This is a genomic window from Yoonia sp. (assembly GCF_036007805.1).
Classification (GTDB): Bacteria; Pseudomonadota; Alphaproteobacteria; order Rhodobacterales; family Rhodobacteraceae; genus Yoonia.
In genome coordinates this window covers 1-6,463 of record NZ_DASYOK010000233.1, presented here as the reverse complement: position 1 = coordinate 6,463, position 6,463 = coordinate 1, and the positions used below count along the sequence as shown (strand labels likewise).

General features: G+C 57.9%; 5 protein-coding genes and 1 pseudogene. 5 read left to right on the top strand and 1 reads right to left on the bottom strand.

The annotated features are described in order from the left end of the window. The 3 genes from VGP75_RS12880 to VGP75_RS12870 form a co-directional block, all read left to right on the top strand. The coding region (locus VGP75_RS12880; protein WP_327544053.1) for a sensor histidine kinase at positions 1-311 on the top strand (311 nt) is incomplete at its 5' end. Between the two features lie 10 nt (positions 312-321). After that, complete coding sequence (locus tag VGP75_RS12875) at positions 322-1,653, top strand: sigma-54-dependent transcriptional regulator (protein WP_327544052.1); 1,332 nt, start codon at positions 322-324, stop codon at positions 1,651-1,653. A gap of 420 nt (positions 1,654-2,073) precedes the next feature. After that, positions 2,074-4,731, top strand: coding sequence for a ribonuclease E/G (locus VGP75_RS12870; RefSeq protein WP_327544051.1), 2,658 nt, complete (start codon positions 2,074-2,076; stop codon positions 4,729-4,731). Positions 4,732-5,098: 367 nt separating this feature from the next. Here the strand turns inward: VGP75_RS12870 and VGP75_RS12865 are convergent, their stop codons facing one another. Beyond that, entirely contained in the window at positions 5,099-5,326 is a 228-nt protein-coding gene (locus tag VGP75_RS12865) for a sulfurtransferase TusA family protein (RefSeq protein ID WP_327544054.1), read from the bottom strand. 103 nt (positions 5,327-5,429) lie between these two features. On the opposite strand from VGP75_RS12865, the gene VGP75_RS12860 reads away from it, so the two are divergent. Next, positions 5,430-6,185: a cytochrome c biogenesis CcdA family protein gene (locus VGP75_RS12860; RefSeq protein WP_327544050.1), complete on the top strand. Its 756-nt coding sequence runs from the start codon at positions 5,430-5,432 to the stop codon at positions 6,183-6,185. Positions 6,186-6,245: 60 nt separating this feature from the next. After that, positions 6,246-6,463: pseudogene (locus VGP75_RS12855) on the top strand (hypothetical protein); the annotation flags it as partial.

The following is a 6,463-nucleotide window of genomic DNA, read 5'->3' as shown; positions in this document are numbered from 1 at the left end:
TGCTGCGCAACGCGCTGGATGCCACAAAATTGTCGGCCAATCCGACGATTGAAATCCTGCTTGCGGCTGGCGATACGGTCAGCCTGCAAATCCGTGACAACGGTGCGGGGATCGAAAATCTCGACGACTTATTCGAGCCATTCTACACCACCAAACAACCTGGTGATGGGGTGGGTCTCGGGCTTGCCATCTCCTCCGGGATCGTCAACGACTTGGGCGGGCGCCTGACTGCGCGGAACGCAGTTGATGGCGGGGCTATATTCGAGGTGCAACTGCCGACGTTAAGGCAGGATGTCGCCGCGGCAGAGTAAGGAAAAGACCATGAGTAAAGTCATGAAGATCGCGATTGTTGATGACGAGAAGGATATGCGCCAGTCGATTTCGCAGTGGTTGGCGCTGTCCGGTTTTGACACCGAAACATTCGCCTCTGCAGAAGAGGCGCTGCGCGGTTTGGGGAATGACTACCCCGGCATTGTTGTCAGCGACATCAAGATGCCGGGGATGGACGGCATGCAGTTTCTCAAAAAGCTCAAAGGCGTCGATAGCGCGTTACCTGTGATCATGATCACAGGCCACGGTGACGTGCCCATGGCGGTTGAGGCAATGCGTATTGGTGCATTCGATTTTCTTGAAAAGCCGTTCAACCCCGATCGCATGACCGAACTGGCCAAAAAGGCCACCAGCGCCCGCCGTTTGACCCTTGATAACCGTGCGCTGCGCCGTGAACTGTCGGATGGCTCTGCGCTGATCAAGAAACTGATCGGTCAGTCGGGACCTATGGAACGTCTGAAAGAGGATATCCTCGATCTGGGGCAGGCAGACGGGCATGTTCTTGTCGAGGGCGAGACGGGAACCGGCAAAACACTTGTCGCCCATGCGCTGCATGCGGTGGGGGCGCGTGCCAACAAGAAATTCGTGCTGCTTAGCTGTTCGGCCTATGACGAAGACACATTGGGCCGGATTATCTTTGGCCCTGCCAATGATGATGAACCGATCCCCGCGATGGAAGAAGCACGCGGTGGCACGCTGGTGCTCGAAGACATCGAGGCGCTCAGCCATTCGTTGCAGGCGCGTTTGCTGACCGCGATAAATGAACAGGGCACGCCTGCCGAGACACGGATCGTGGCGATCTGTAACCTGCAAGAACAGGACCAGACCTGTGAAAGCGTGCTGCGGCCTGACCTCTTTTACCGCCTTGCCGCATTGCGCATAACAGTGCCGCCCCTGCGCCAGCGCGGTGAGGATATCCTGACGCTCTTTACCCGTCTGGGCGAACAATTCGCCGATGAATACGGCTGCGACGCCCCCGAGGTGAGCGCGCAAGAGGCGGCCCAGCTTTTGCAGGCTCCGTGGCCCGGCAATGTGCGCCAGCTGATCAATGTGGCCGAGCGCGCGGTATTGCAGAACCGGCGTGGATCAGGCTCGATTGCGTCGCTTTTGATGGCGGACACAGATGAGACCAAGCCCGCAATGACCACCGAAGGCAAACCGCTGAAAGAGTTTGTCGAGGCGTTCGAGCGGATGCTGATCGACAACACCATGCGGCGGCACAAGGGGTCGATCGTGGCGGTGATGGATGAACTTTGCCTGCCGCGCCGGACGCTGAACGAGAAGATGGCGAAGTACGGGCTACAGCGGTCCGACTATCTTTAGGGCCAAGCTGCGATAAATCCACGATGATTTGAGGCACCCTGCACACAGGCACTTGTGTTGGGTGCCGTTCCTCCCTTATGTATTGGTTACGGATGCTCGCGCGACAGTTGCGCGGTGACAGCCGATAGAGATTCTCTGTCATTGTTTTTTGACCACACATCAAAACAAGACAGCTGATTTGATCCCCCGGGGTCAGGAGAACGCCACGGATCGTGCGACAACGCCGACTGGGCCATGAACGGGCTTCGCTTATGCGGGGTCGGAGAAGAAACGCGATGCAAAGCGCGCAAACATGCAGGCAAGATGCAGCCGCCCCAAGGGGCGCTGGCACAGCCCGCGCGCAGATCGCCTTAATCAGACATATAACACGGAGCCCGGCACCCCCAGGGGCGCCACCGCGGTTATGTGCGAACGGAAAAAATGCCAAAGAAAATGCTAATAGATGCCACACATGCGGAAGAAACCCGCGTTGTTGTGGTCGACGGAAACAAAGTCGAAGAATTTGATTTTGAAAGCCAGTTCAAGCGCCAGCTTGCCGGCAATATCTACCTCGCAAAGGTAACACGGGTTGAACCATCGCTGCAGGCAGCGTTTGTAGACTATGGCGGTAATCGCCATGGTTTTCTTGCGTTCTCGGAGATCCATCCCGATTACTACCAGATCCCGATTGCGGACCGCGAGGCGCTGATCGCTGAGGAAAAAGCCTATGCCGAGAGCCTGAAAGCCGAAGCAGAGGCCGAGGAAGAAAAGCCAAAACCAACGCGCCGCCGCCGCAGCAGATCGGCCGCCGCAAGAACAACCAGCGACGACGCGGTTATCACATCCGAGGTTGAAACCGACGAGGAAGAGACCTCTGGCGATATCGCGGGCATGGAAACCATTGATCTGGGTGACAGCGAAGAGGGCAGTTCTCCGATGGAGCTGGTCGGCGAGACGCCTGTCGATACGCCTGCCGCTGACGAAGACCTCGATGATGACGAGGATGGTGATCGTGCAGACGCAGAGAGCAAAGACGACACGATTGAAAGCGTCGCCGAGGAAGATGACACGGACGAGGTGCGCCCTGTGCGCAAGCCACGCCCTAAGCGTTACAAAATCCAAGAAGTGATCAAGGTTCGCCAGATCCTTTTGATTCAGGTCGTGAAAGAAGAGCGCGGCAATAAAGGTGCAGCACTGACCACCTATCTGTCGCTGGCTGGCCGCTATTGTGTGCTGATGCCCAACACCGCGCGCGGTGGCGGTATCAGCCGCAAAATCACCAATGCTGCCGACCGCAAGAAGCTGAAAGAAATCGCCAATGATATGACTGTGCCTGAAGGCGCGGGCCTGATCATTCGCACCGCTGGTTCGCAACGCACCAAGGCTGAAATCAAGCGCGATTATGAATACCTGCAACGTATGTGGGAACAGATCCGCGAACTGACGCTGAAATCGACGGCACCGGCAAAGATCTACGAAGAAGGCGACCTGATCAAACGTTCGATCCGTGACCTTTATTCCAAAGAGATCGACGAAGTGATCGTGGCGGGCGAGGCAGGGTACCGCACTGCCAAGGACTTCATGAAAATGATCATGCCGTCCCATGCCAAAAACGTGAAATACTATGCCGAACAGATGCCGCTTTATGCGCGCTATCAGGTTGAGGGATACCTCAACGGTATGTTTAACCCGACGGTGCAACTGCCGTCTGGCGGCTATATCGTGATTGGTATCACCGAGGCGCTCGTGGCCATCGACGTCAACTCTGGTCGTGCGACCAAAGAAGGTTCGATTGAACAGACGGCGCTGAAAACCAACCTTGAGGCCGCTGATGAAGTTGCGCGCCAGTTGCGCCTGCGTGACTTGGCCGGTCTGATCGTGATCGATTTCATCGACATGGACGAACGTCGCAATAACGCCGCTGTTGAAAAGCGGTTCAAGGACAAGCTTAAAACCGACCGCGCCCGCATTCAGGTGGGCCGGATTTCGGGCTTTGGCCTGATGGAAATGTCGCGTCAGCGCCTGCGCCCCGGTATGCTTGAGGCCACAACCCAGATGTGTCCGCATTGTCATGGCACCGGCCTGCTGCGTTCGGACGACAACGTGGCGCTTTCCATCCTGCGCGCGCTGGAAGAAGAGGGCGTGCGCGGACGGTCCAAAGAGGTGCTGATCAAGGCGCCGATCTCGATTGCCAACTTCCTGATGAACGGCAAGCGCGAACATATCGCCGATATCGAAGCGCGCTACGGCATGTCCGTCCGGATCGAATGTGATCCGACGCTCGTGTCACCTGACTTTGCGATTGAGAAGTTCAAGACAGCCACACGTGTTGTCCCCGATGCGGCGCCGGTTGTCGCCTCTGCGGTGATGATGGATGATGACGATGATGATGTCGTCGCAGATGAAAATATCATCATCGACAGCGATGAGGACGCGGACAGCAACACGCACGGTGGTGCAGGTCACGCGCCTGCGGGCGATGGTGAAGACAAGCCCAAGCGCAAGCGCCGCAGGCGTCGGCGCCGTCGCGGTGGCAGTGGTAGCAATGGTGAGAACCAGAATGGTGATCATCAGAACGGCGATGAGGAAAACGAAGACAACACTGCCGATGCTTCACAGCAGGAGGCAGATGCCGCGCCAACCGAAGACGCACCTGCGCCGGAGGCGAAGCCCAAGCGCACGCGGAGTCGGAGCAAGAAGCCGGTAGTGGCCAAAGCTGAAGCCGAGACCGGGGCCGAGGTGGCACCGGTTGAGGAGACACCCGCCGAAGAGCCTGCCAAGGACAAACCTGCGCCGAAAACGCGGACGCGCCGCAAGAAGGTGGATGTGGAAGCAGAAGTACCTGCTGCCGTTGATGCTGCCCCAGAGGCTGCGGCACCTGCTGCAGAGGAAAAGCCCAAGCGGCGTAGCCGTGCCAAGCCAAAGCCGAAAGAAGATGTGGCACCTGTCGCAGAAGCTCCCGCGGCTGAACCCGCTCCTGCGCCTGCGCCGGAACCTGTACAGGAAGCCAAACCGGAACCTGTCCCTGCTGTCGCAGAAGAAGCGACGCCGGAGAAGGCAAAGCCCAAGCGCAAAGGATGGTGGTCGCTCGGCGGCTGATATCCGAGCATGTCCGCATCGCAGGAGGCTTCGGTTTTCCAGGTGCGGCATTTGCAAGGCAGAACGCGAAAAGCAGATTGGCGCTGTCTGATGGGCAGCGCCTTTTTGCGTCAGGGACCAATATGTCAGACCGGCCCGAACACATCTGTCCGGTACCGTCAGTCACATGTGCGCAGCCCTTGATATCGCCGATAGAGCGGTCTTGCTGGCCACGATGCGGGGACGTATGGGGTGATCTAGCAAAGCACTGCTTGCGCGGCAGGGGATGCCGCCGCTGATCTGACTGATTTGAAACCTGACCAACGCATGATCGCCATTGTCGGCACGTGGCTCAGGCTTTTGGCTACGGCCTTTCCGCAATCACCAATCAGGCCTTTTTGATAAAATAAAGCTGTCCGTCGGCCGTGTCTTCCGTCGCAACCAACGTATGGCCTGCTTCGGCGCAAAAATGCGGGACATCAATGATCGCGGCCGGATCATCGGCCAGCATGCGCAGCACCTCACCAGACCCCAAGGCCTGCAGGCGTTTACGTGCTTTCAGCACGGGTAGCGGGCAAAGCAGCCCTTTGGCATCAAGATCAGCATCATAAGTCATAGCGTGGAGGTAGGCGCGATGTTTCAATTTGTCCACCAACTTGTGACAACTTGGCCCGTGACCTTGTGCAAAAGCTCGCTTAAGCAGGGGCAAAGGAAATGAAATGCTCGACACTGCTCTGATTTTTGACGCCGCATTGCTGCCGGCGATGTTGATCGCCATGTTGGCGGGCATTCTGTCGTTCCTCAGCCCCTGCGTGCTACCTGTTGTGCCGCCTTATCTTGCCTATATGGGCGGTGTGTCGGTCAGCGAAATGGAAGAAACAAGCGCTGCGCGCAAGCGCGTCTTTGTTTCGGCTGTTTTCTTTGTGCTGGGGCTATCGACGATCTTCCTTCTGTTGGGTCTCGCGTTTTCCACCATGGGGCGGATGCTATTGCAGGTGCAGGAGTGGTTCGTTGTTGCCGCGGGTGCGATGATCATGATCCTTGGCGCCCATTTCGTCGGCGTCTATCGGATCGGCTTTCTTGACCGTGAATTGCGCGTTGACGCGGGTGACAAGGGCGGTTCTGCCTTTGGCGCCTATCTGTTGGGCCTTGCCTTTGCCTTTGGCTGGACACCCTGCCTCGGGCCGATCCTTGGTGCAATCCTCAGCCTTGCCGCCTCAGAGGCCGATGTCGCACGTGGTACCGTTCTGTTGGCGGTCTACGCCTTGGGGCTGGGCATTCCTTTCCTGCTGGTCGCTGCATTCTTTCCGCGCCTCAAAGGGGTCATGGGCTGGATGAAGCGCCATATGGACCGGATCGAAAAGATTTCGGGCCTGTTGTTGTGGACCGTGGGCCTGATGATGATGACCGGTCAATTCGCGGCTTTCAGCTATTGGCTGCTTGAGCGGTTCCCTGCGCTCGCTTTGATTGGCTAGGCTCTTATCCTTTACCGCAGAACCCGCTAACCTGCGGCCGATAAGCCAAGAGGGGCAGGGATGAACGCGCAGGTCGGACAGGTCAGGAAGAGGCGGGTATTCCACATCCCCGGCTACGACCCTATTCATCCGCGGCGTTACCGTGAACTTTACCGGACTGAGGGTGCCGCACAGGCCAAAATCAGCGGCTATGAGATCGGGATCAAGGCTGAGACTTCGGAGGCGTCTTTCCGCTGGACCGTGGGCGCACGGATCGGGGGCCAGCCTGTCATGTCGCA

Coding starts and splice junctions, on each gene's coding strand:
- VGP75_RS12875 (WP_327544052.1), top strand. CDS start 322: ATGAGTAAAGTCATGAAGATCGCGATTGTTGATGACGAGAAGGATATG.
- VGP75_RS12870 (WP_327544051.1), top strand. CDS start 2,074: ATGCCAAAGAAAATGCTAATAGATGCCACACATGCGGAAGAAACCCGC.
- VGP75_RS12865 (WP_327544054.1), bottom strand. CDS start 5,326: ATGACTTATGATGCTGATCTTGATGCCAAAGGGCTGCTTTGCCCGCTA.
- VGP75_RS12860 (WP_327544050.1), top strand. CDS start 5,430: ATGCTCGACACTGCTCTGATTTTTGACGCCGCATTGCTGCCGGCGATG.